At 64.1% G+C, this 1,110-nt stretch carries 1 protein-coding gene and 1 pseudogene; both read left to right on the top strand.

Translation table 11 applies throughout. The annotated features are described in order from the left end of the window. A partial coding sequence (locus tag B7Z76_RS16245; RefSeq protein WP_291345303.1) for an ATPase, T2SS/T4P/T4SS family occupies nt 1-736 on the top strand: 736 nt, incomplete at its 5' end. After that, nucleotides 733-1,110 (top strand): annotated as a pseudogene (locus B7Z76_RS16240) (conjugal transfer protein TraG); the annotation flags it as partial. The gene B7Z76_RS16245 and the pseudogene B7Z76_RS16240, both read left to right, overlap by 4 nt.

Below are 1,110 nucleotides of genomic sequence, written 5' to 3'. Positions count from 1 at the left end.
GGTCAGCCTGACAATCCGCCGGCCAGGCTCGACGGTCGCGCCGCTCTCCTCCGTCACCTCCCGGTATCAGTCGGACGGGTGGAACAGCTGGGCGGAAAAACGGGACACCCGGAATTTCGCGGAAGCCCTGGACTACTACGATTCCGGCGATCTTGAGGGCTTCCTTGCGGCGGCCGTGCGCTGCCGCATGACCATCCTCCTCTGTGGTGCCACCGGCTCCGGCAAAACCACGATGAGCAAAACGCTGATCTCGGCGATCCCCCTGGCGGAGCGGATCATCACCATCGAGGACACGGCGGAGCTGGTGATCCCGCAACCGAATCATGTTCGGCTGCTCTACTCGAAAGACGGCCTTTCCACCGCGAAAATCGACGCCGAGGCGCTATTGCAGGCCAGCTTGCGCATGCGGCCGGATCGGGTGCTCCTGCAAGAGCTGCGCGATGATGCGGCATGGACCTATGTAAACGAGGTGGTTTCCGGGCATCCGGGCTCGATCACCACCATTCACGGTGCCAACCCGGCCCAGGCATTCAAAAAGCTGTTTTCACTCATCAAGGGCTCCCCCAAGGGGGCTGGCTTCGATGACGCCACGCTTTGCGATCTGCTCGCGGCGGCTGTCGATCTCATCATCCCGTTTGAGACCTCTGGCAGCACCTACCGGATCGGCAAGGTCTGGTTTGGCCCGGACGCAGCCAGACGCGGCGAAACAGCCGCCGCCCTCTTGCGGGCCGCATGATGACCTGGCGCGGCGTGATGCGGCTCCTCGTCGGGCTGGTGCTCGGCCTGGTGTTCTTCACCGTCCTCGCCACGATGATCTTCCTCATTGGGACCGGACTGTTCTGGCATTTCCAGCATCCGTTCTGGCAATGGTGGCTCTATCTTTTCGAGGCCAGCGGAGATCCTACCGTGCGGGTCTGGCTGGTCATCAGCGGCGTCCCGGCCTTCGCGATCCCCTTCCTCGCCGGCGTCGTTCAGCTTGTGCGCGGCCGGCGCGTCACCGGCTGGTCACTGCGCCGCGATCACGCCCCGACAAAGCCCGTCGATGCGCCGATCCGTGCCCCAACCGACAATCATGGTCATGCCCGCTGGATGACGATGGAGGAGGCCCGC

Source organism: Acidiphilium sp. 20-67-58 (assembly GCF_002255515.1).
GTDB lineage: Bacteria > Pseudomonadota > Alphaproteobacteria > Acetobacterales > Acetobacteraceae > Acidiphilium.
The sequence above is the reverse complement of the archived record's forward strand: the minus strand, read 5'-3'. Positions and strand labels throughout refer to the sequence as shown.